Source organism: Bacillus sp. m3-13 (genome assembly GCF_000175075.1).
GTDB classification, from domain to species: domain Bacteria; phylum Bacillota; class Bacilli; order Bacillales; family Bacillaceae_I; genus Sutcliffiella_A; species Sutcliffiella_A horikoshii_C.
In genome coordinates, this window is sequence record NZ_ACPC01000015.1 from 166382 (window position 1) to 188005 (window position 21624).

Sequence of the window (21624 nt, forward strand, 5' to 3'; positions counted from 1 at the left end):
TAACAATGGCAAGAGCAATTAGGAGGTAACTTAATGAGTGTACATATTGGAGCAAAACAAGGTGAAATAGCGGAAACGATCCTACTACCGGGAGATCCGTTACGTGCAAAATATATTGCAGAAACATTCCTTGAGGATGCAGTCTGCTACAATGAAGTAAGAGGAATGTTAGGCTTTACAGGTACTTATAAGGGTGAAAGAATCTCTGTTCAAGGTACCGGTATGGGAGTTCCATCTATTTCTATTTACATTAATGAACTTATGAATGAATATAACGTGCAAAACTTAGTTCGCGTAGGAACATGCGGAGCTATCCAGAAAGATGTAAAGGTTCGTGACGTAATCCTTGCAATGAGTGCATCCACTGACTCTCAAATGAACCGTTTAACATTCGGTGGAGTGGACTATGCACCGACTGCTAATTTCGAACTTCTCAAAAAGGCTTATGACGTTGGAGTGGAAAAAGGTCTGAATTTAAAAGTTGGAAATGTCTTCACGGCAGACATGTTCTACAATGACAACGGCGAGCTTGAAAAATGGGCCAAGTATGGAATCCTTGCAATTGAGATGGAATCCGCAGCGCTTTATACTTTAGCTGCTAAATACGGCCGAAATGCATTATCTGTTCTAACAGTAAGCGACCATATCCTTACTGGAGAAGAAACAACATCTGAAGAACGCCAATCAACGTTCAGCGACATGATGGAAGTGGCATTGGAAGCTGTATTAAAAAAATAACACGCACTAAGCCCTTGGGAATTTAACTCAAGGGCTTTTTTATACGAGAAAGGATGTCATTTTATGCTACAAACATTAAATCTACAAACACATAAGAGGGATGAGTGGCAAGATATCACGGCTAAGGTGGAGAGTTTGGTTCAAAAATCAGGGGTAAAAGAAGGGCATGTAATGGTATATTGTCCACATACAACTGCAGGAATCACTATTAATGAGAATGCAGATCCTGATGTTATAAAGGACGTTGTGATGCGACTCGATGAAGTATATCCATGGGAACATCCCAAATACCGGCATATGGAAGGCAATACTGCAGCTCACTTGAAAGCAATGACGCTTGGGAACTCCCAGCAGATAATCATCCAAAACGGAGAGCTTGTTCTCGGTACTTGGCAAGGGATTTTCTTCTGTGAATTTGATGGACCTCGTCATAGAAAAATTTATATTAAGGTGATGAAAGACACTGAATAATCGCCTTATGGAGTCTAGTGACTTTTTTCTTATCTTCTATTTTAACAGTAAAATCTTTTTACGGCGTTATGGATTAATGGTACACTGTTTAAGTATGTTTCACATGAGTGGAACTTTTATTTTCAGAAACGAACCAACACATAATGATTATATTAGAATAGTAAAAAGGTGATTATTTTATGAAAAAGAAACATTTCTCTGTCCTGGTGATATTACTCTTGTTAACAGGTTGTTCCAATCAATTGGATGATGTGAATTGGAAGTTTTGGGAGTATTTCACCAATGAAACGGCAGAAGAGGTTGTTGAGGAGACACCGGTAGAAGAAGAACATCTGGAGCAAGAAGAGGAGCCGGAAGAAAGACCACCACAGACTGATGCCCCGCCTGAAACAAATGAGAATCAGTACGTGCTTGAGGAGCCGTTTTTCACCGTTTTAAATGAAGAGAAGGTGATTGAAAACACGGATAACCTATTAGTGCTAGTTAATAAAAATCAGTCCTTGCCAGCTGATTATGTTCCAAGTGATTTGACCATTCCGGATGTCCCGTTTTCTTTTGAAGGTGACTATGAGAAAAAATACCTTAGAGAAGCAGCGGCACGTGCATTGGAAGAGCTTTTTGTTGCAGCAGAAGCTGAGAATGTAGAAATTTTTGCAGTATCTGGTTATCGTTCCTATGAAACGCAATATGGAATTTATAATACCTACTTGAAAAAGTGGGGAGAAGAAAAAACTAATGCTGTTTCTGCTATACCAGGACATAGTGAACACCAAACAGGTTTGGCTATGGACATTTCAAGCAGGTCTGCTGCGCTTGACTTGACAGAGGAATTCGGGGAAACCCCTGAAGGAAAATGGGTGAAAGAGCATGCTAGTGAGTATGGATTTATTATCCGTTACCCGCAGGATGGAGAGGTAATTACAGGTTATCAGTATGAGCCATGGCACCTTCGTTATGTTGGCAAAGAGGTCGCTGCTTATATGAATGAACATGATTTAACCTTAGAAGAATTTTTCGACCGTGCTGTAAAACAATAAACCACCGTTAACGGCTGATCTATGTTTCGCTTTCCATGGGCGGTCCGGAAGCCTCCTCGGGCATTCGCCCTGTGGGGTCTTCCATGTCCCTTCCTCCCATAGGACAGGAAAGCTTCGACAGCGATTCATCGCACGAAGAAAATGCGTTAGCATTTTCGAGGAGTCTTCGTGCCTTCCTCTACGATCAGCAAATATTTCAACAACACAAACCCTCAACCATTCCTTTTGGTTGAGGGTTTTTTATAATATTCCGCTTGAGAGGACATAGGAGCAGAGGAGGCCGAGGGCGGAGAGGAGGCCTACGATGGGACCACCTTCTTCAAATGCTTCGGGCATCATCGTAGAAGCGACCATCGCGATGATTCCGCCTGCTGCAAGTCCACTAACAAGATATATGTAGAGTTCATTTAACTCTTTAAAGACAACAAAACCAAAGACAGAACTTAATGTGGTCAAGGTAAAGACGATTGTCCAAAGAAATAATATTTTTTTTCTGGAGTAACCATCTTTTCTGAGCCCAACCGAACTTGACAACGCTTCAGGAATATTACTGATAAAAATCGCCAGGACAATCACCCAGCTAACCGTATTGGATTTTATAAGGCTAACACCAATTATCACAGACTCAGGGATGGAGTCCATAATAGATCCAATAAAAATCGCCATCCCAGAATGCCCTTCGCTTTTTTCCTTGGACCGTTTGCGTTCTTTTCCCCCCCCTTTTTTATGATCACCATTTCTAAAAGAGTAAACAGAGTGGCGCCGATTAGAAATCCAAAAATGACATAGCTGTACCCTGTCTTCTCTTCCACTTCCCCCATAAGTTCAAAAGATGCTGCACCAATAAGAACGCCGGTTCCAAAGGCCATAATAAATCCAGTTAGTTTTCGAGGGATTGGGATATACAACCCAACTATCGCACCAAGCAATAAAGCTCCGCCTGCGACAGCTCCCCATATTAAAGCGTTTGTCATAACTTTCACCTTACTTATCATCGAAATTCTTATAGTACTAATGTGTACGAAAAAAAATACAACATACTTTAATTGTGTTTTTGACAAAATACAAAGGTACTTGGTTCAATTGTTAGGAGGAATGAAAGTGAACAGGTTTTATCCCTATGTTTTGAAAGTAGCTGTCATCAGTTTGTTTTTACTTAGTTTAAGCATACCAGGCAATGTTTCCGCTTTTGGGGAAAAGGAAGAAACGGCACGCTATTATGCACAGACATCACTTGATTCTGCATATATATCCGAAATGCCAGTTCCAAAGTCGGTTATTAAAGCAATAAAAAAAGGGAAGTGGGTTGAAATTAGCCACCCTGTTCCTCCGACAGATGTATATATTAATCTTGATAAAGATAATAAATACGCGATTGATCATCAAATGAATATATATGACCTAAGAGAAAACAAAGCCATTTTGGAATTGCCAGATAAAGCAGTTCATCAATTAACAAAAGACATGAAGAAACTTTATAAAATTCATTATGGAGATTTGATTACATGGAATGAAGCGAATAGCGCATTGCCTCGATATAGCAGCTTCACCGTATTGGATTTGGATACAGGGAGAACCTTCGAAGTTCAAAGAAGAGCAGGCTCTTATCATGCAGATGTACAGCCTTTAACGAACGAAGATACGAAAATAATGAAAGAAATATACAGAGGAACATGGAGTTGGGATCGCAGGGCCATTCTCATTCTATCTCAAGATCATAAATATGCTGCATCTATGCATGGAATGCCTCACGGTAAAGGGGCCTTACAGAACGGCTTTCCTGGACATTTCTGCATACACTTCCAGGATAGTATCACCCATAAGTCACGGAAAATGGATCATGCCCACTCCATTATGATAAAAAAAGCTGCAGGTGAATGGTTAGATCATACAGAAAAATTGTCACCTGCAGAAATTGTGGATGCAACTGTATTATCCATCCATCAACATGACTGGTTTATTCTTGCGTCCGTTCTAGATGATAAAAATAGAGTCTTGTTGAAGGAAAAAGTGAAGTTTCTAGAAGAAATTGATTTGGTTAAAAGGCTTTCTGACTTGCCTGCGGACCGGGATTATGACACAAAGCTATATTATCCCATCACCGTCAAACTATATATCCATAGGGATAAAACAGGTACCGAATCAAGGCAAGTCACCTTTCAACTTTACAGAGGTTCTATTGAAGAGCCGTGGACAGTGGATTTAGACAACTTGATTCAGCAGCTATAAAAAATGGTTGGGAGGCTTCTGGACAGTCCAGGAGCCTCCTTCTATTTTTTCGGTTTTGTTTTAATAATTTCTATTGGGACCTTGGTAATAGGGACTATTGTTTCTTTTGGTATTCTTATTTCCACAATTCCATCTTGATATTTTGCCTTGGAGCTATTCCCTTTGACCATGCATGGTAGAGGAATGGTCTGTTTGGCCCCGTGAGAGGGTATATTATCAATAAATAATGTAGTCGTATTATGAGATGTTTTAATCTGGGAGAGCTGATCTTCAGATGCAACGGAAAATCGAACAAATACTTCTTCGTGGGTTTCAAATACTTTTGCCTCAAATCCAGGTTTCTTCTTTTTGTTCTTTTTTGCTTGAGCAGATCTTAATAAATCGAATGACTGTGCAAAAAAATCGGTGGAACCAAATGTTTGGGCATTAGGTGGCAATTTTCCTTGCATTGCTTTTGACATCCAGTTTTCCACATCTGTTTGCTTAAATATATCCTGCTTCATGTAATCCTTTGGAAATGGAAACATCTTGTTCCAAGGTAGCATAGGAATCCCTCCAGAAAGACTTTTCTAACTTTAAACTATTCTCCTTTAGCGGAATATGTTAGAACCAATTGTTTGACGTTCAACCGTTTTTTTACTATACTAAATTAATCTCGAATTCAAGATATATCAGAGGAGGAGTGGCTGATTATGAAACATATTTTTAAAAAAAGGACCAATAACCGAGTGTTACTTTTATTGCATGGAACAGGAGGAACGGAGCAGGACCTTCTTCCCTTAGCGGATATGATTGATCCTCAAGCTTCTGTACTAAGTGTAAGAGGAAATGTTTCCGAGAATGGCATGCCGCGTTTCTTTAGACGTTTGTCAGAAGGAGTGTTTGACGAAGAGGACTTGATCTTTCGTACAAAAGAGCTCCATGACTTTTTAGATGAAGCAGCGGAAAAGTATGAATTTGATCGAAATAATGTCATAGCTGTTGGCTATTCCAATGGTGCCAATATTGCCGGCAGTCTGCTTTTCCATTACGAAAACACGCTAAAGGCTGCTGTGTTATTCCATCCAATGGTTCCAAGAAGAGGACTTGAACTTCCAGACTTAAGCAAAACTCCTGTATTTATCGGGGCTGGAAAAAATGATCCGATCTGTCCTGCAGCAGAAACGGAAGAACTAAGCAAGTTGCTAGAAGAAGCGGGATCAACTGTCGAGGTTCACTGGGAATATCAAGGACATCAATTAACACACTCAGAAGTCCAAGCATCAAAAAAGTGGTATGATTCCATCTGAAAGAAAGCGGAATGAGATAATTTTCACTCCGCTTTCGTGTTAATAAATGAGCAAACCATTTTCTTTCCATTGCTTCATATATTAAACTAAAGTTAGAAATAAAATCTGTACATACCTTTGGAGGAACAGAATGAAGATTATTGACCAAAAACATGTGCAAGCCGAATTAGACAAACAGATAAATGTGGAAGTATTCGTTCATTTGGAAACGACTAACGGGGCCTATGCCGGCCACCACAATACTGGTCAAGCAGTGGGTGCATTCATACGTAATGTCCCACTGAACTATGAGCGTGCTAAAATAGTTGGAAACGGACCTTATAGAATTGGATTGAAGCTTCAACACGGCTGGGTCTATGCAGAAGGTGTGACACATTATGAAGTGGATGATAAAGATCGACTGCTACTGGCTGGCTTAAATCCTGAAGGGAAACTGGCTGTGGCATTGCAAATTAGCCGGGAGCCATTTTAAGGGAAGGGAGAGAAAAGAATGGAAGCAGAAAGACACGTACTAGTTGTATTCCCACATCCAGATGATGAGGCATTTAGCTCATCTGGCACCATCAAACTTTTTACCCAAAGTGGTGTTCCCGTTACCTATTTGTGCGGCACACTAGGACAAATGGGACGTAATCTTGGCAATCCACTATTTGCCAACCGTGAGACACTTCCAGAAGTGCGCAGAAAAGAATTATTGGATGCATGTAAAGTCATGGGAATTGAGGACTTGCGTATGCTTGGCCTTCATGATAAAACGTTGGAGTTTGAGGATGAAGAATACCTTGCAGACATTGTGCATGAAGCGCTGGTTGAGTTGAACCCAAGCTTGGTCCTTACTTTTTACCCAGAACACGGCGTTCATCCTGACCATGATGCCATGAGCAATGCGGTCGCCATAGCAGTGAGAAGACTTCCTGAACAGGAAAGACCAACTGTTTATGGAAAAGCTATTTTGAAAAATAGCGTAGAATTGATAGGCGAACCAGATGTGACGATTGATATCCGATCTGTTGCAGAAGAAAAGCTGAAAGCCATCAAAGCACACAAATCCCAAACGAGCGGATGGGTGGAGCTGATGGAAAAACAGTTAAAAGAAAACGCACCAGAAATAGAGGATTGGTTATACCGAGAAACATTCTGGACGTATAATGTATAAGAAAAATCAGGAGATGTGGTCTCCTGGTTTTTTTCATGCCGTGATGAAGACCGCTGTGACGATGGAAAAGGAGGAGAGAAGTCTTCATCGGCGGTATGAAGACCTGAGTGACAAGGAAAACGGAGGAGAGAAGTCCTCATCGGCGGTATGAAGACCTGAGTGACGAGGGAAACGGAGAAGAGAAGTCCTCATCGGCGGTATGAAGACCTGAGTGACAAGGGAAACGGAGAAGAGAAGTCCTCATCGGCGGTATGAAGACCTGAGTGACGAGGGAAACGGAGAAGAGAAGTCCTCATCGGCGGTATGAAGACCTGAGTGACAAGGAAAACGCAGGAAAGAAGTCCTCATCGGAGGTATGAAGACATGAGTGACAAGAAAAAAGGAGGAGAGGAGTCCTCATGGCAGGTATGAAGACCTGAGTGAAGAGAAAAAAGGGGGAGAGAGGTCCTCATCCCCAGTTAACCAATCACTTATTTCAAAATATTCCCTTTACCCCCAAATCGTTCTAATATACTATTAAGGTTAGAGCAATGATCTGTTGGGGAAGGATGACTAGCACTTGAAAACAAAGAAAAAGATATTATGGTTGGATTTATGGCAGATAGGCGAACAAGAAGCATGGCTCTCTGATATGGCAACAAAAGGCTGGGAACTTACAAAGATGACTAAGCTTACCGCTCACTTTAAGAAAGCAGTACCCCAAACAATTACATATAAAACAGATATTTTCAAAGAACCAATCAGTCAAAATTCTGAGCGACTGGAACAATATGAACAAGCCGGATGGAAATATGTTGCATCAAGAGGCCACCTGCATTTCTTCCGGAATAATTCTAATAGCTCCGTAAAAGAACTCCTGCCAGATCCAATAAAACAAGCAGAGTCTTTGAAACTATTAAGAAGCAGTTTAAGAACAAGATTATATCTCATTCCGCTACTAACTTTAATAGGCATAGCTTTAGCTATATTCATGCTTATATTAGATCCTATTAGAAATTATCTAGACGATGAATTTTTGTTTCCAGTGATGCAAATTCTCATTTTCTTTGGTATAAATTTGATGATTTTAAAGGGACTAATCCACTTAAATAAGTTAATAAAAATACTCCATTCCAACAAGGGGATTCAACCCGCATCCGACTTTCAAAAAAAATATTGGCAAAAGAAGATAATTGGATTAAGCGTGATTGTGTTTTTAGCAGTTGTTTTTCTCTATAAGGTGAACACATCGGGTAATACACCATTGGAAAAAAGTTTTCCCCCTATTCCAAAAGAGGATTTACCTGTCGTCCAGATTGGAGATTTTACCAAAAGCTATGAGCCCTATTCTTATGAAGAAAGTATAAGCCGTGAGAATTTCTACTCTGTAAATTCCAGCATCCTTGTACCAGAGCAAAACGAACTCAATCAACTTGTCGAAGTCGAAGGGGAGCAATGGGAAAATGGAAGTGGACCTTACCGGCCTTCCTTGACCTCGCGTCAATTTATTGTGAGGAACGATTTTTTAGCCGAAAGACTATTCCAACATTTAATTGACAGGGAAGAAGAGCTTCATAGAGGTGATGCTACCCATTCTAGTACAACCGCATTTGATGAACTGTACGTATTAGAGAATTCAATCCTCTCGAGAAAGGGTCATATTATCTATTATGTCACCTATTTTGGCAAGGAACCTATCGAAAAAATCATTCATGCAATGGAACAAAAAATAACGGAGTAAAAGCAGATGAGCTAAAAGCCTCTGCTTTTTTTGTTGTGAAAATATAATATTCAGAATTATCAGTTGACATTTCTTCCCTTCAAGGTTATTTTAATGATGTTAAACAATATTACATATTGTATGATGTCGGAATAAATTCGTTATATTAAAAAAGTGAAAGGGGAAATATCGATGATCTTACATGATTCTGAAACTCTTTCTTTACCAGAAATGCAACTCCTTCAATCCTCCAGGTTGAAAGACGCTGTACAGAAAGTCTTTCAACATGTTCCTTTTTATAGACAAAAGTTAACCAACTTTACGATCACACCTGCTGATGTTCAAACCATCCATGACATACACAAATTACCCTTTACCACCAAAAAAGAACTGCGCGAAAACTATCCGTTCGGACTATTTGCTATCCCGAGAAGTCAAATAACAAGGCTCCATGCCTCATCCGGAACCAGTGGGAAGCCTACAGTTGTTGCCTACTCACAAGAAGATATCAATATGTGGAGTGATATAGCAGCACGTGCCATTTCAATGGCTGGAGGAAAGATAGGAGACATCCTTCATAATGCCTACGGGTACGGTCTTTTTACAGGAGGACTCGGACTGCATTATGGCAGTGAAAAACTCGGGATGATTACAGTTCCGGTTTCTGGCGGGAACACAGATAGGCAGATTCAATTAATTCAGGATTTTAAGCCTTCGGTTATTTGTGGGACACCTTCCTATGTGCTCAACATTGCTGACAGGATGATAGATTTAGGAATTAATCCAAAAGAGACTTCTTTACAGTACGGAATTTTTGGAGCTGAGCCTTGGTCGGAAGAGATGAGAAGAACATTAGAAGATAAATTAGCGATAAAAGCATGCGATATATACGGATTAAGTGAAGTAATAGGCCCTGGAGTGGCAATGGAGTGTCATGAGGCGCAGGATGGCCTGCATGTTGCAGAAGATCATTTTTATGTAGAAGTGATTAATCCAGAAACTCTGGATGTATTGCCAGAGGGGGAAGTAGGAGAGCTTGTATTCACTAGTCTTACAAAGCAAGCCATGCCAATCCTTCGTTACAGGACAGGAGACATAGCTTCGATAAAAAGAGAGACATGTGTTTGCGGACGCACGACAACGAAAATGTCAAGAGTTAAAGGTAGAGTAGATGATATGTTAATTATTAGAGGGGTAAATATCTTTCCTTCCGAAATTGAACACACATTATTGCAAATAAAGGATTTAGCACCACATTATCAGATCTTCGTCTCACGTGAGAAAAACTTAGATTCAGTCGAGGTCCAGGTAGAAATGCAAGCGCATACATTTATACAAACAGACTCAGCAAAAAGACAGGAAATGATGAAGATCATCGCACAAAAGGTAGAATATGATTTGAAGTCCAAATGCTTGATTCATGTAAAAGCAAGCGTTGTGGAACCTAGAACTATCCCCCGGTCTGAAGGAAAAGCGGTTCGTATTGTCGATCGAAGGTTTTCGCATTCTTAAAGGTTCAGAACTTTCAGTGTTGATAAACGTATAACATTATATTATAATGACGTTAAATAAACGTTATAGAAATAGGAGGCGGCGAAAATGACCAACTCATTATCGTTTGACCGCTTGACGGAAGAAGAGAAACATGAACATTTTATGCAACGTATTCAGGCTGGAGAAAAGATTGAAGCAGATGACTGGATGCCGGAAGAATACCGTAAAACATTAATTAAACTGATTTCGATGCATGCAATCAGCGAAATAATGGGAGCGCTTCCAGAAAAGGAATGGGTACCAAAAGCTCCTACGTTAAAAAGAAAGCTTGGGATCATGGCGAAAGTTCAAGATGAAATGGGCCATGGACAGCTTCTATTACGTGTGGCAGAAGATTTGATGGAGCCTTACGGGAAATCCCGGGAAGAAATAATGCAAGATTTATTTTCAGGAGATTTGAAGTTTCATAATGTGTTTCATATGGAAGCCCCGACATGGGGTGATGCAGGCCTGATCGGATGGCTTGTAGACGGAGCGGCCATCATATCCCAGACGAATATGCTTGATGCTTCTTATGGACCTTATGCAAGAGCGCTTAAGCGGATATGTGCAGAAGAAGTTTTTCATGCTCAACATGGTGAGGCTATTATTATGGCGCTTGCCGAAGGAACAGAAGAACAAAGAAATATGATACAAGACTCTATTAATCGCTGGTGGGAAGCTTTGTTAATGTTCTTTGGACCGGCAGATGCTTCGACAACTGGTACATCAAAGCAAGACATCACCATGAAATATAATATCCGCACCAAAAGCAATGAAGAACTTCGCCAGGATTTTTTCACTAAATACATCCCAAGAGTATTATCGCTTGGCTTAACCTTGCCAGATGAAACGATGCATTTTGATGAAAAAGAAGAAAAATGGATTTACAAACAACCCAACTGGAATAACTTTAAAGACATTATAAGAAATAAAGGTCCCAAATCACAGGATCGTCTGAGATTAAGAGTGATTGCACACGAAAATAATGCATGGGTTCGTGAAGCGTTAAGCTCCGAAACAACAGCAGGGTGAAGGAGGAGCTTGAAAATTGAGTACAAAAGGCTTTTATAAAGAATTTGAAGTATTTAGTAAAAGAACCCACACAGCTCCGATGCAATATCAGTTCAGTCTACTTGCTCCAAACAAAGAAATTGCGCTTGTCATGGCACAAGAAAACTTTATGAGGCGGGAACCTGCCGCCGATATTTGGGTGGTACAACGCAGTGATATTCGGAAGATGTCTCAAGAAGAACGTCAATCCTTGCAGAGAATTGACAATAAGGACTACCGAAACACGAAAGGTTATGGGTATTTGAAGAAAAAATGGCGCCACTATGAGCAGGGGATGCTTGATGAACAGGAAATCATGTCTTGGGGAGGGAAGAAAAAAGGATGAATATAGCAACTGTAGAAGAAGCCAAAAGGGATGCATCGTATTATAAAGCCCTTACAGCGTTATTATATCAACTGGCCGACGACGATTTCATTATTGCCTACAGGGGATCGGAATGGCTGGGCCTAGCACCGCATATTGAAGAGGACGTTGCTTTTTCTTCCATAAATCAAGACACGATGGGGCATGCTGCCATGTATTATCAACTGCTTGAGGATTTAGGTGAAGGGGATATGGATGCACTTGCACATGGAAGAAAGGCAGCTGATAGGGTTAATGCAGTTCTTTTGGAAAAAGTGAATGGATCCGGTACTTATCTCACGGAACCTAAATATGATTGGGCTTACACAGTCGTAAGGCATTATTTTTACACACAGGCCAAGAAAATTAAAGTGGAGGCATTGAAAAACTCCTCCTATGAACCTCTGAAACATGTGGCTGTAAAGGTGAATATGGAACTTTATTATCACTTATTGCACTGGAGAACCTGGTTCAAACAATTGTGTACAGCAAATGGTGAAGCTAAGACTAGAATGAAAGCGGCCATTGATAGAGTGGTAGAAGAATTTGAGGGTGTACTTTCATTGGGACCTAGTAGTGTTCAAATTACACAGCACCAACTAATAGATTCAGAGGAAGATACTCGCCTTCGCTTTACAGAAGAAATGACGAATATGTTTGAGAAAGTGGAAATGACTTTTCCTGCCAATATGGGAATGAAAAGTGGGAACGGCAGGCAAGGTGAACATACCAAGGACTTGGATGATGCCCTCTTAACGTTGAGCGAAGTCTATAATAGCAATCCAGCAGCAGTGTGGTAAGCGGATCCACCTTTTAGCCCAACAAAAAGGAATGATGACATTATGCAGGAAGAAGTAAATATGATGAAGGTTTGGGATGCCCTGCAGCATGTAAAAGATCCTGAAATAGATTCTGTCAGTGTGGTCGATCTCGGTATGGTGGAAGCAATTGCTGTAAAAAATCAGGAAGTGATGATTCAGATGCTGCCTACATTCATGGGGTGTCCAGCCCTGGAAATTATCAAAAAGAATGTAGAAAACGAGATTACTAACTTAGGATTATTCCAAAAGGTAGACGTTCAATTCATCTACCAGCCACCATGGACTTCTGACCGGATTACAGCACAAGGAAGAATCCATTTGAAAGAATTTGGAATTGCTCCACCGCCGACACTGGATGACTCCGGTGAATGGCATGTGGATTGTCCTTATTGCGGATCGACCTATACCACATTAGATAACATCTTTGGCCCGACCGCCTGTAGAAGCATTCTTTACTGCAAAGGGTGCAAAAATCCTTTCGAAGCAATGAAACCTGTTTCAACCATGATGTAAGTACCACTGCCTTACAGAAGAAATTCTGTTGGGCAATTACATAAATAACGGCTCTTTGACAATAATCAGAGCCCATAAAAGGAGAGATTTAGAATGGTAAAATTAATCGCACTTTACAAACACCCTGAAAACAAGGAAGCTTTTGATCAACACTACTTCGACACGCATGCACCTATCACTGCTAAGATCCCTGGTTTACGCAAAATGGAAGTTACGAAAGTCGTAGGCAGTCCAATGGGCGGAGAAGGCAAGTACTATTTAATGTGTGAAATGTATTACGATAGCCATGACGCGTTAAAGCAAGCGATGAGAACGGATGAAGCGAAAGCATCTGGAAAGGATTTAATGAGCTTCGCCGGCAATCTTGTCACTTTGATGATTGGTGAAGAAGTGAATGAGTAAAACGTACGAGTATATCGAAGTTTCCATTGAAAGCTCGATAGGCATCGTCAAACTCAATAGACCAAAAGTGTTGAACGCAATCAATAGGCCGATGGTTACAGAAATTGTAACCGTTTTAGAGGAGTTTGACCGAAACGATAAAGTCAAAGCTATGGTACTTGCCGGAAATGGACGTGCTTTTGCAGCGGGAGCAGATATTGATGAAATGGCAGAAGCTACAGCTATTGAACTGGAGTTGTTAAATCAATTCACCGAATGGGATCGCCTTGCTTGGGTAAAGAAACCAATTATTGGTGCAGTTCAAGGGTTTGCTCTTGGAGGAGGATTTGAACTCGCATTGTGTTGTGACATCTTATATGCGGCACAAGATGCAGAGTTCGGATTTCCTGAAATTAGCCTCGGGGTCATGCCTGGGGCTGGGGGAACCCAGAGATTGACGAAATTAATGGGAAAATCAAAAGCAATGGAATGGCTGCTTACAGGTGACAGAATGAGTGCAAAGGAAGCCTTGCACTATGGAGTAATCAACCGCGTCATCCCGAAAGAACTATTAATGGAAGAAACCATGCGCTTTGCACATAAAATAGCGAAACAACCACCTCTTTCCCTTCGATTGATCAAAGAATCTGTCCATAAGGCAGTGGACTATTCCGTGTATGAAGGAATGCAATACGAGCGTAAGAATTTTTATCTTTTGTTTGCATCCAACGATCAAAAAGAAGGCATGCGTGCATTTAAGGAAAAGCGCAAGCCTAAATTTGAAGGGGAATAAGGGGGAGATACCATGTTTGAAACTATCAAATATGAAGTAGTGAACCAGGTTGCATGGGTCATCATGAACCGGCCGGATAAATTGAATGCGTTTACAGAGCAGATGAATAAAGAAATCACGAAAGCATTAAAGCAGGCAAGTGGAGATGAAAGTGTTCGAGCCATTGTAATCTCTGGAGAGGGCAGAGCTTTCTCCTCTGGCCAGGACCTTGCGGAAGTAGATGAAAATATGGATCATGGTCATGTCCTGCGTACAAGATATGGGCCGATGATGAAGCAGTTGGCCCGTTGTGAAAAGCCAGTCATTGCGGCTGTTAATGGTGTTGCAGCCGGAGCCGGTTTCAGTCTAGCCTTAGCATGTGATTTTCGAATTGTTTCTGAAAAAGCGAGCTTTGTCCAAGCGTTTATCCATGTCGGATTAATACCTGACTCTGGAAATCTGTATTTTCTCCCTAAGTTAGTAGGTACTGCAAAAGCATTAGAGTTAGCTATATTAGGAGAGAAAATTAAAGCAGAACAGGCAAAAGAATACGGACTTGTCACCAAAGTGGTCCCAGTAGACGGTTGGAACGAAGAAGTGGAAGCTTTTGCGAACAAACTTGCTAACATGCCTACACAAGCGATTGGACTCATTAAACGATCCATACAAGCAAGTTGGAACGTTACGTATGAGGAGTATTTGGAGCAGGAAGCGTATGGTCAGAGAATTGCCGGTCTATCAGAAGACCACAAAGAAGGGGTAACTTCTTTTATAGAAAAAAGAAAACCGGCTTTTAAAGGAAGATAATAAAAACTAAAGGAGATGAGAGTATGTCTACAGTTAAAGAACAAAAAATGGAACAACTGAATATGAAACGAGACACTTATCAACTTATTATCGCGGGTCAACGCTTGGACAGTTCTACAGGAGAAACGTTTACCACTTACAATCCTGCAACTGGAGAAGCAGTTGCAACGATCGCGAAAGCTTCAAAAGAAGACGCGGAGAAAGCGGTCCAAGCAGCGCGTCAAGCATTCGATAAAGGAAAGTGGAAACTGTTCCCTTTAAACAAGCGTGCAAGAACGTTAAATAAAATTGCTTCTATTATGCGCTCCCGTTTCAACGAGCTGGTAGAGTTAGAGATTTTAGATACAGGGAAATCCCTTGCAGCTGCCCAAGGGCAAGTTATGCAAGCAATCGAAGACTTTGAGTTCTATGCAGGTGCGATCGTGGGACACCGTGGATCTGTAAATAATGTTCCAGGTCAATTCCACAACTTCACAGAAAAAGAACCAGTAGGTGTTTGTGCGCAAATCATTCCTTGGAACTATCCATTAATGATGGCAGCATGGAAGATTGCCCCGGCAATAGCGGTAGGTTGTTCCGTTGTTGTAAAACCAGCTACCCTAACTCCGTTAACTGCCATTGTCTTAGGTGAAATCTGCGTAGAAGCAGGAGTTCCTGAGGGAGTTGTCAACATCATCCCTGGTGCCGGATCTGAAGTTGGAAACTATTTGGTTGAGCATCCTCAAGTAGACAAAGTAGCATTCACTGGGTCTACTCCAATCGGAAAAGATATTATGGAGAAAGCCTCTCAAACACTTAAACGAGTAACTTTGGAGCTTGGCGGCAAGTCTCCTAATCTAGTATTTGAAGATGCAGACATTGATGCTGCTGTAGACGGATCCTTATTTGGAATTTTCTATAATACAGGTCAATCTTGTGAAGCGCGTTCCCGTCTATACGTTCACGAAGATATTTATGACGCGTTTATGGAAAAGTTCGTAGAAAAAGCGAAAAAGCTTTCTCTTGGCGATCCTTTTGCAAAAGAAACCCACATTGGGGCCATTATCAACCAAGGTCAGTTAGATGTCATTGACGGGTATGTTCAATCTGCAAAAGAAGAAGGAGCTAACATCGTTTTAGGTGGGAAAGTGGCGAAAGTGGAAGGCTATGAAAATGGTTTCTGGTATGAGCCAACCATCATAACAGGTGTGACACACGAAATGAAAGTGGTAAAAGAAGAGATTTTCGGACCTGTAGTGGTTGTTATGCCATTTAGCGATGAGAAAGAAGCCGTTAAGCTTGCCAATGACAGCGAATATGGACTTGGTTCAGCTATTTGGACAAAAGACCATGGCCGCGCGACACGCGTTGCGAAACAGATTCAAGCTGGAATCGTAATGGTCAACTGCCCATTCTCCGCATTCCCGGGAACACCATTCGGCGGATACAAGCAATCCGGCTTCGGACGTGAACTATGCATTGAAACGCTGGATCTTTACACAGAAACGAAGAGCATCATTTCATACTTTGGAAACCGTCCGCTCAATCCTTTTGGTGTATAAAAAGAATAAATCTTAATTTTTGGAGCAAAGGGGCATGGTCCTCTTTGCTTTTTTTACAGCATGTTGAAGGAGGAGAGTCTACATGGAAAAAGTAGTGGTCATCGGTTCAGGTGTCATGGGTCGTGGCATCGCATATGTAAGTGCCCTAGGCGGGTACCATACAACGTTAATTGATGTAAAAGAAGAACAGCTTGCAGGAGCTAGAAATGAAATAGAAATCATTATCTCCAAAGGGTTGGAAAAAGGGAAATTAACAGAGCAATCAGCAGGAGAATTGAGGGATAGCCTATTTTATTCAACAGAACTTGAGGAAGCCGTGAAGGAAGCAAATCTTATTATAGAAGCAGTACCTGAAAACATGGAAATTAAGAAATCTGTTTACGAAAAGATAGATAAAGTAGCACCTGCACAGTGTTATTTTGCTTCCAACACCTCTACGATGAGTCCAACTGAGATAGGTAGTTTCACTTCAAGACCAGAAAAAGTGATCGCGATGCACTTTTTTAACCCTGTTCATAAAATGAAACTGGTGGAAATTGTCCGTGGTCTAGAAACAAGCGATGAAACGGCAGAATATATCCGTAATGCCGCAGAAAAAATGGGAAAAGAAACGGTGGTTGTCAATGAATTTCCTGGCTTTGTGACTAGCAGAATCAGTGCACTTGTCGGGAACGAAGCCTTTTATATGCTCCAAGAAGGGGTAGGTACTCCAGAAGAAATCGATAAGGCAATCAAGCTTGGACTCAATTATCCGATGGGTCCATTCGAACTTGGAGACCTGGTGGGCTTGGATACTCGCCTAAATAACCTGAAATATCTTCATGAAAAGTTAGGGGAAAAGTATCGCCCGGCACCTCTGCTAGAAAAGTATGTGAAAGCCGGAAGACTTGGCAGGAAAAGTGGAAAAGGAGTTTATGACTACCAATAAACAACGAGAGAGGTGTCCAATATGAAGGAAGTTGTAATAGTAGATGCTTGCCGAACACCGATTGGAAGGTATAAAGGTGCGTTAAAGGCCGTTCGCCCGGATGACCTTGGAGCGGTCGTAATCAAGGCTCTTGTAGAAAGAAATCCGAATGTGCCGGTAAATGAAATAGAGGAAGTCGTGTTCGGCAATGCCAATCAAGCAGGGGAAGATAACCGCAATGTTGCAAGGATGAGTGCTCTATTGGCCGGGCTTCCGGTAGAGGTGGCAGGTACCACGATCAACCGTTTATGCGGCTCCGGTCTTGATGCGGTGAATTTTGCGGCACGAGCCATTATGGTAGGAGAAGGCGATATTTTCATAGCCGGCGGGACCGAGAGCATGACAAGAGCCCCATATGTCATGGCAAAGCCAGAATTGGATTATCCCCGCGGCAATATGGAACTGATGGATACAACTATCGGCTGGAGATTTACAAACAGAAAACTCGAAAAAATGTACGGAGTAGACACGATGCCGCAAACGGCAGAAAACGTGGCTAAAGAGTTCTCCGTTTCCCGTGAAGATCAAGATGTTTTTGCCTTTGAAAGCCAGCAAAAAGCAAAAGTGGCAATGGAATCCGGCCGCTTTAAGGATGAGATGGTTCCCGTCACGATTGTGGATAGAAAAGGCAAAGAAACAATTGTAGATTGCGACGAACATCCGCGACCAGAGACGAGTTTGGAAAAACTGAGTAACCTGAAACCTATTTTTGGCGAAGGTACCACAATCACTGCAGGCAACGCGTCAGGTGTGAATGACGGAGCGTCGGCACTGCTCTTGATGAGTGCAGAAAAAGCGAAAGAGCTTGGCTTGAAGCCTTTAGCGAGGTATGTCACGTCTGCTGCTGCAGGTCTTACTCCATCCATCATGGGAATAGGGCCGATCTATGCCACTAGGAAGGCACTAGGGCGGGCCGGGTTGTCTGTTGGAGATTTAGACCTCATTGAGTTAAATGAAGCATTTGCATCTCAATCGCTTGAATGTATTCGTCAACTGGAATTAGATCCAAGCAGAGTGAATGTTAATGGAGGGGCAATTGCGTTCGGACACCCTCTTGGTGCCAGTGGGGCAAGGATCTTAACTACGCTTGTGCATGAAATGAATAAGCGGGGTGTGCGATACGGCCTTGCGACGATGTGTGTAGGTGTTGGTCAGGGGATTGCTACGATAGTAGAGAGACCACAAGAATCATAGAGGATATTGCTCTATGATTCTTTGGGATGCTTTTTTAGTGGGATGTTAGGATGCGTTTTCCGTTTCCATCTTTTCTATAACGCGTTACTCTGTTAAAATGAAATTACTGTAATATAGCGATTTATCTTATGTGGTAGAAAGAGGATGCTAGAATGAATACAAGATCAATGATTTTTACTCTATATGGTGACTATGTCAGGCATTATGGGAATAAAATTTGGATTGGAAGCTTAATCAAATTATTAAATGAATTTGGACATAATGACCAAGCCGTGCGTGCGGCAATATCACGCATGAATAAGCAAGGATGGGTCCAAGCGGAGAAAAAGGGAAACAAAAGTTATTACTTTTTAACAGAACGCGGCGTGAAAAGAATTGACGAAGCAGCAAAACGTATTTTTAAACTGAAAACGGATACTTGGGATGGAAAATGGCGCATGCTCATGTACACCATACCAGAAGAAATCAGAAGTGTTCGGGATGAACTACGTAAAGAATTGGTCTGGAGTGGATTTGGAACATTATCAAACAGCTGCTGGATTTCGCCCAACTCCTTAGAAAAACAAGTAAAAGATCTTATATCAAAATATGAAATTGAAGAGTATGTAGACTTTTTCATCTCTGAATATCATGGTCCATACGAAAACGAACGACTTGTCATGAAAAGTTGGGACCTGAACGAGATAAATGGAAGGTACCAACAATTTATCCAAGAATATAGTCAGAAGTATATCATCGACAAAAACAAAATCGGGAAAGGTCAAATGACAGACGCCGAATGTTTCGTGGAGCGGACGAAGCTTGTCCATGAATACAGAAAGTTTTTATTCGTTGATCCAGGACTGCCAGAAGAGCTGTTGCCTGATATGTGGCTAGGCAGTCATGCCGCTTCTTTATTTAGTGAGTATTATAAAGAATTGGCAGAGCCAGCTTCCCGCTTTTTTGAAGAGGTCTTTGAGGACGGTAATGAGTTGGAATTGAAGGATAAGAAGTATGATGTGATGAACCATCCTTATATTATGGAGTGAGGGGGGCATTTCCACTTTAGGTGGTGGAAGTGCTTTTTGATTTGTGGAGGCCTTTGGTTTACATAATATTATTATGGTAGATATTGTTAGTGTCGATTTTTGTTGAAAGGTAGAAGGTCGGCTCAAAAGTGTAGAAGGTTTGGTATTTGTGGTAGAACGTCCGCACAATAAGTGTAGAAGGTTCACTTTTTAAGGTAGAAGGTGGCTCCAAAATGGTCGAACCTTAAAAATTAACCCTAAAATCCAATCCAAATCACTCATTTTTATAAAAAAACAAACAATAAAACCGAGCCATCTAAAACCAGCCCGGTCCCGCACGCACGCAACTTCCGTTTATCCCTCGCCCAATTCCTTCTGATAATCCTTCCCTTTTTGCACATATGTATCAATGGACAACTGAATGAGCTCCAAATCCTTGTCTGTTAATTCACGAATAACCTTACCAGGGGACCCAACAACCAACGAACGAGGAGGAATCTTTTTACCGGAAGGAATTAATGTATTGGCACCAATGATACTCTCTTCGCCAATATCCGCTCCATCTAAGATCGTAGAACCCATTCCTACAATGCATCGTTTTCTAACCGTACAACCATGAAGAATGGCAGTATGTCCTACTGTTACTTCATCCTCCACCACTAATGGGAATCCTTCGTATAAATGTGCAGTTACGTTATCCTGTATGCTGCATCTTTTTCCAATGGTTATTGGTCCTTCATCACCCCGAAGAACGGCGTTGAACCAAACCGTCGATTCTTCCCCAATTGTAACGTCACCGATAATTCGTGCGCCAGGTGCTACAAATACTGAATCATGAAGTTGCGGTTTCTTACCACCAAAAGGATAAATCATTCATCAATCACTCCCTAAATATTATTGTCTAAATATTAAAATTAGTATAACATTATTTTTACGAGGGGTGAAATAATTGATGAATAAACTAAAAGAAATTCTAAAAATAAACTTTCCGATCATCCAAGGCGGAATGGGAAATATAAGTAATGCTCCATTAACTGCAGCTGTCTCCAACGCAGGGGGCCTTGGTACAATAGGGGCAGGTACGATGAAGCCGGATGAAGTGGAAGAGATCATTATAAAAACCAAACAACTCACGGAAAAACCTTTTGCAGTGAATGTTGCTTTGTCGGTTTCTTCTTATACAAAAGAAGTTTTAAAACTCATTATTAAGCACCAGGTACCGGTTGTCTCCCTGTCAGCAGGGAACCCGGCTCCTTATATTCCTAAGTTAAAAGAAAATGGGATAACGGTCATTTGTGTGGTCGCTTCACCTAAGCAGGCAATTAAAGCAGAAAATGCCGGAGCTGATATTATTGTGGCAGAAGGATATGAAGCTGCCGGCATCAATTCAAATCTTGAAACAACGACTATGACATTGATTCCACAAGTGGTAGAGGCTGTGTCCATACCTGTTGTAGCCGCCGGGGGAATAGGGAATGGGAAGGGGCTTGCTGCCGCTATCGCCCTTGGTGCATCTGGGGTTCAGATGGGAACCCGGTTGATTGCAACAAAAGAAGCACCTTTTCACAGTCATTACAAGAACTCTATCTTAGAGGCAGATGATCAAGGTACTGTCATTGTTGGTAGAACTGTTGGGAGAGTAAGAAGGGTCATCCGAACTCCATATGCTGACCTACTTCTAAAAAAAGAACAAAAAGGGATAACACTTGAAGAATTTAATTTGTTAACTACCGAGGATCACCATATTAAAGGCGCAGTAGAGGGTGAGCTAGAGCAAGGATTCATTAATGGCGGACAAATATCAAGTATCATCAAAACGATCCCAACTGTAAATGAACTATTTGAGCAAATGGTGACGGAAGCAAAAGAGCAGCTACATAAAGCCATAGCACAATTTTAAATAGCAAGAAACCTCTTATCCAATCGGAGGTTTCTTTTTTTATTTATAAAAGAAAAGGGTTTTAGGGAAAAATGGCGTATTTATTGTAAAATAATAAATTTATTTAAATTTTTCGAATATATTGACACTATTTGTTTTTTGGTGTTAATATA

Annotated in this window: 24 protein-coding genes; 21 read left to right on the forward strand and 3 right to left on the reverse strand. The window is 41.3% G+C overall.

The genetic code is table 11. The features are described 5' to 3' along the window. The first annotated feature begins 33 nt into the window (after positions 1 to 33). From deoD to M313_RS0107730, 3 genes are all read left to right on the forward strand, one after another. Positions 34 to 738 (forward strand): purine-nucleoside phosphorylase, encoded by a 705-nt coding sequence (gene deoD, locus M313_RS0107720; RefSeq protein WP_010193936.1) that lies wholly within the window; start codon positions 34 to 36, stop codon positions 736 to 738. Between the two features lie 63 nt (positions 739 to 801). After that, positions 802 to 1209 (forward strand): secondary thiamine-phosphate synthase enzyme YjbQ, encoded by a 408-nt coding sequence (locus M313_RS0107725; protein ID WP_010193939.1) that lies wholly within the window; start codon positions 802 to 804, stop codon positions 1207 to 1209. Positions 1210 to 1388: 179 nt separating this feature from the next. Beyond that, positions 1389 to 2246 (forward strand): D-Ala-D-Ala carboxypeptidase VanY, encoded by an 858-nt coding sequence (locus M313_RS0107730; protein ID WP_010193942.1) that lies wholly within the window; start codon positions 1389 to 1391, stop codon positions 2244 to 2246. Between the two features lie 240 nt (positions 2247 to 2486). Here M313_RS0107730 and M313_RS23035 read toward each other — a convergent pair whose 3' ends face one another. After that, positions 2487 to 3020 (reverse strand): ZIP family metal transporter, encoded by a 534-nt coding sequence (locus tag M313_RS23035; RefSeq protein WP_326929593.1) that lies wholly within the window; start codon positions 3018 to 3020, stop codon positions 2487 to 2489. A 327-nt stretch (positions 3021 to 3347) separates the two neighbouring features. Between M313_RS23035 and M313_RS23040 the strand changes: the two genes are divergently transcribed. Next, complete coding sequence (locus tag M313_RS23040) at positions 3348 to 4475, forward strand: hypothetical protein (protein ID WP_010193945.1); 1128 nt, start codon at positions 3348 to 3350, stop codon at positions 4473 to 4475. Positions 4476 to 4516: 41 nt separating this feature from the next. Here the strand turns inward: M313_RS23040 and M313_RS0107745 are convergent, their stop codons facing one another. Then, positions 4517 to 5020 carry a spore coat protein gene (locus tag M313_RS0107745; RefSeq protein ID WP_010193946.1) on the reverse strand — a complete coding sequence of 168 codons (504 nt, stop codon included), beginning with the start codon at positions 5018 to 5020 and terminating at the stop codon, positions 4517 to 4519. 147 nt (positions 5021 to 5167) lie between these two features. Between M313_RS0107745 and M313_RS0107750 the strand changes: the two genes are divergently transcribed. The 16 genes from M313_RS0107750 to paaX all read left to right on the forward strand — a co-directional run bounded on the left by M313_RS0107750 (position 5168) and on the right by paaX (position 19593). Beyond that, positions 5168 to 5764 (forward strand): alpha/beta hydrolase, encoded by a 597-nt coding sequence (locus M313_RS0107750; protein ID WP_010193949.1) that lies wholly within the window; start codon positions 5168 to 5170, stop codon positions 5762 to 5764. Between the two features lie 130 nt (positions 5765 to 5894). Further along, positions 5895 to 6236: a YojF family protein gene (locus M313_RS0107755; RefSeq protein WP_010193952.1), complete on the forward strand. Its 342-nt coding sequence runs from the start codon at positions 5895 to 5897 to the stop codon at positions 6234 to 6236. Between the two features lie 18 nt (positions 6237 to 6254). Then, positions 6255 to 6920 carry a bacillithiol biosynthesis deacetylase BshB2 gene (gene bshB2 / locus M313_RS0107760; RefSeq protein WP_010193954.1) on the forward strand — a complete coding sequence of 222 codons (666 nt, stop codon included), beginning with the start codon at positions 6255 to 6257 and terminating at the stop codon, positions 6918 to 6920. Between the two features lie 559 nt (positions 6921 to 7479). After that, positions 7480 to 8640, forward strand: coding sequence for a DUF2812 domain-containing protein (locus M313_RS0107770; RefSeq protein ID WP_010193958.1), 1161 nt, complete (start codon positions 7480 to 7482; stop codon positions 8638 to 8640). A gap of 171 nt (positions 8641 to 8811) precedes the next feature. Beyond that, on the forward strand, positions 8812 to 10131 hold the full coding sequence (locus M313_RS0107775; RefSeq protein ID WP_010193961.1) for a phenylacetate--CoA ligase family protein: 1320 nt from the start codon (positions 8812 to 8814) through the stop codon (positions 10129 to 10131). A gap of 87 nt (positions 10132 to 10218) precedes the next feature. Further along, positions 10219 to 11187: a 1,2-phenylacetyl-CoA epoxidase subunit PaaA gene (paaA, locus tag M313_RS0107780; RefSeq protein ID WP_010193964.1), complete on the forward strand. Its 969-nt coding sequence runs from the start codon at positions 10219 to 10221 to the stop codon at positions 11185 to 11187. Positions 11188 to 11203: 16 nt separating this feature from the next. Next, entirely contained in the window at positions 11204 to 11551 is a 348-nt protein-coding gene (paaB, locus tag M313_RS0107785) for a 1,2-phenylacetyl-CoA epoxidase subunit PaaB (protein WP_010193971.1), read from the forward strand. Beyond that, on the forward strand, positions 11548 to 12369 hold the full coding sequence (paaC, locus tag M313_RS0107790) for a 1,2-phenylacetyl-CoA epoxidase subunit PaaC (RefSeq protein ID WP_010193973.1): 822 nt from the start codon (positions 11548 to 11550) through the stop codon (positions 12367 to 12369). The genes paaB and paaC overlap by 4 nt, the downstream gene beginning before the upstream one ends. Before the next feature lie 42 nt (positions 12370 to 12411). After that, entirely contained in the window at positions 12412 to 12903 is a 492-nt protein-coding gene (paaD, locus tag M313_RS0107795; RefSeq protein WP_010193975.1) for a 1,2-phenylacetyl-CoA epoxidase subunit PaaD, read from the forward strand. Positions 12904 to 12996: 93 nt separating this feature from the next. Then, positions 12997 to 13305, forward strand: coding sequence for an EthD family reductase (locus M313_RS0107800; protein ID WP_010193977.1), 309 nt, complete (start codon positions 12997 to 12999; stop codon positions 13303 to 13305). Continuing rightward, complete coding sequence (locus M313_RS0107805) at positions 13298 to 14077, forward strand: enoyl-CoA hydratase/isomerase family protein (protein WP_010193979.1); 780 nt, start codon at positions 13298 to 13300, stop codon at positions 14075 to 14077. Before M313_RS0107800 ends, M313_RS0107805 begins: the two co-directional genes overlap by 8 nt. 12 nt (positions 14078 to 14089) lie before the next feature. Beyond that, the gene (locus M313_RS0107810) at positions 14090 to 14863 is read left to right on the forward strand and encodes an enoyl-CoA hydratase-related protein (protein ID WP_010193981.1); all 774 of its coding nucleotides are present in this window, start codon (positions 14090 to 14092) and stop codon (positions 14861 to 14863) included. Between the two features lie 23 nt (positions 14864 to 14886). Next, a complete protein-coding gene (locus tag M313_RS0107815; RefSeq protein ID WP_010193982.1) occupies positions 14887 to 16404 on the forward strand; it encodes an aldehyde dehydrogenase family protein in 1518 nt (505 codons plus the stop codon). Positions 16405 to 16486: 82 nt separating this feature from the next. Continuing rightward, positions 16487 to 17332: a 3-hydroxyacyl-CoA dehydrogenase gene (locus M313_RS0107820; RefSeq protein WP_010193983.1), complete on the forward strand. Its 846-nt coding sequence runs from the start codon at positions 16487 to 16489 to the stop codon at positions 17330 to 17332. A gap of 21 nt (positions 17333 to 17353) precedes the next feature. Next, complete coding sequence (gene pcaF / locus M313_RS0107825) at positions 17354 to 18565, forward strand: 3-oxoadipyl-CoA thiolase (protein WP_010193985.1); 1212 nt, start codon at positions 17354 to 17356, stop codon at positions 18563 to 18565. 152 nt (positions 18566 to 18717) lie between these two features. After that, the gene (paaX, locus tag M313_RS0107830) at positions 18718 to 19593 is read left to right on the forward strand and encodes a phenylacetic acid degradation operon negative regulatory protein PaaX (RefSeq protein WP_010193986.1); all 876 of its coding nucleotides are present in this window, start codon (positions 18718 to 18720) and stop codon (positions 19591 to 19593) included. A 333-nt stretch (positions 19594 to 19926) separates the two neighbouring features. Here the strand turns inward: paaX and M313_RS0107835 are convergent, their stop codons facing one another. Next, positions 19927 to 20445 carry a gamma carbonic anhydrase family protein gene (locus M313_RS0107835; RefSeq protein WP_010193988.1) on the reverse strand — a complete coding sequence of 173 codons (519 nt, stop codon included), beginning with the start codon at positions 20443 to 20445 and terminating at the stop codon, positions 19927 to 19929. Positions 20446 to 20524: 79 nt separating this feature from the next. On the opposite strand from M313_RS0107835, the gene M313_RS0107840 reads away from it, so the two are divergent. Beyond that, a complete protein-coding gene (locus M313_RS0107840; RefSeq protein WP_010193990.1) occupies positions 20525 to 21472 on the forward strand; it encodes an NAD(P)H-dependent flavin oxidoreductase in 948 nt (315 codons plus the stop codon). The last annotated feature ends 152 nt before the right edge of the window (positions 21473 to 21624 follow it).

What these genes read in the sequence shown, in the direction of transcription:
- deoD (WP_010193936.1), top strand. Translation starts at nt 34, where the DNA reads ATGAGTGTACATATTGGAGCAAAACAAGGTGAAATAGCGGAAACGATC.
- M313_RS0107725 (WP_010193939.1), top strand. Translation starts at nt 802, where the DNA reads ATGCTACAAACATTAAATCTACAAACACATAAGAGGGATGAGTGGCAA.
- M313_RS0107730 (WP_010193942.1), top strand. Translation starts at nt 1,389, where the DNA reads ATGAAAAAGAAACATTTCTCTGTCCTGGTGATATTACTCTTGTTAACA.
- M313_RS0107745 (WP_010193946.1), bottom strand. Translation starts at nt 5,020, where the DNA reads ATGCTACCTTGGAACAAGATGTTTCCATTTCCAAAGGATTACATGAAG.
- M313_RS0107750 (WP_010193949.1), top strand. Translation starts at nt 5,168, where the DNA reads ATGAAACATATTTTTAAAAAAAGGACCAATAACCGAGTGTTACTTTTA.
- M313_RS0107755 (WP_010193952.1), top strand. Translation starts at nt 5,895, where the DNA reads ATGAAGATTATTGACCAAAAACATGTGCAAGCCGAATTAGACAAACAG.
- bshB2 (WP_010193954.1), top strand. Translation starts at nt 6,255, where the DNA reads ATGGAAGCAGAAAGACACGTACTAGTTGTATTCCCACATCCAGATGAT.
- M313_RS0107775 (WP_010193961.1), top strand. Translation starts at nt 8,812, where the DNA reads ATGATCTTACATGATTCTGAAACTCTTTCTTTACCAGAAATGCAACTC.
- paaA (WP_010193964.1), top strand. Translation starts at nt 10,219, where the DNA reads ATGACCAACTCATTATCGTTTGACCGCTTGACGGAAGAAGAGAAACAT.
- paaC (WP_010193973.1), top strand. Translation starts at nt 11,548, where the DNA reads ATGAATATAGCAACTGTAGAAGAAGCCAAAAGGGATGCATCGTATTAT.
- paaD (WP_010193975.1), top strand. Translation starts at nt 12,412, where the DNA reads ATGCAGGAAGAAGTAAATATGATGAAGGTTTGGGATGCCCTGCAGCAT.
- M313_RS0107800 (WP_010193977.1), top strand. Translation starts at nt 12,997, where the DNA reads ATGGTAAAATTAATCGCACTTTACAAACACCCTGAAAACAAGGAAGCT.
- M313_RS0107805 (WP_010193979.1), top strand. Translation starts at nt 13,298, where the DNA reads ATGAGTAAAACGTACGAGTATATCGAAGTTTCCATTGAAAGCTCGATA.
- M313_RS0107810 (WP_010193981.1), top strand. Translation starts at nt 14,090, where the DNA reads ATGTTTGAAACTATCAAATATGAAGTAGTGAACCAGGTTGCATGGGTC.
- M313_RS0107815 (WP_010193982.1), top strand. Translation starts at nt 14,887, where the DNA reads ATGTCTACAGTTAAAGAACAAAAAATGGAACAACTGAATATGAAACGA.
- M313_RS0107820 (WP_010193983.1), top strand. Translation starts at nt 16,487, where the DNA reads ATGGAAAAAGTAGTGGTCATCGGTTCAGGTGTCATGGGTCGTGGCATC.
- pcaF (WP_010193985.1), top strand. Translation starts at nt 17,354, where the DNA reads ATGAAGGAAGTTGTAATAGTAGATGCTTGCCGAACACCGATTGGAAGG.
- paaX (WP_010193986.1), top strand. Translation starts at nt 18,718, where the DNA reads ATGAATACAAGATCAATGATTTTTACTCTATATGGTGACTATGTCAGG.
- M313_RS0107835 (WP_010193988.1), bottom strand. Translation starts at nt 20,445, where the DNA reads ATGATTTATCCTTTTGGTGGTAAGAAACCGCAACTTCATGATTCAGTA.
- M313_RS0107840 (WP_010193990.1), top strand. Translation starts at nt 20,525, where the DNA reads ATGAATAAACTAAAAGAAATTCTAAAAATAAACTTTCCGATCATCCAA.